Origin of the sequence: Aeromonas sp. LsrichE-8G, assembly GCF_022869435.1 — a bacterium.
Lineage (GTDB): Bacteria > Pseudomonadota > Gammaproteobacteria > Enterobacterales > Aeromonadaceae > Aeromonas > Aeromonas caviae.
Genome location: NZ_JALIHH010000308.1, coordinates 1 through 311, shown reverse-complemented (window position 1 = coordinate 311; position 311 = coordinate 1). Strand labels below are relative to the sequence as shown.

1 protein-coding gene is annotated in these 311 nt (G+C 68.8%); it reads right to left on the bottom strand.

Going from position 1 to position 311, the window contains the following annotated elements; translation table 11 throughout:
* The coding region (locus tag MUW49_RS21705; protein WP_244813239.1) for a hypothetical protein at window positions 1-311 on the bottom strand (311 nt) is incomplete at both ends.

Here is a 311-nt window from a genome sequence, read left to right as displayed (position 1 = left end):
CACGCCGTCCGCCGGACGGTCAAACTCGTAACCCACCTTGCCCGCCGTGATGTCGGCATCGGTCAACAGGCGGTCGGCCTGGCCGCTCACCTTGAGGGTGTCCCCGGCCTTGGCATCGCCCGGCAGGCTCACTGCCACGTCCACCTTGCCGCTGATCTCGGTGTTGCTGATGGTGCCGTCGTTGTTCACGTCTTCGGTGATGACCACGGTCGGCGCACCGGTCGCGGTGGTGTCGCCCATGGTGGCGCTGTCGCTGCCCGGCAGCGAGACGTTGCCCGCCGCGTCCACGATGGTGGCGGTCACGGTCAGCG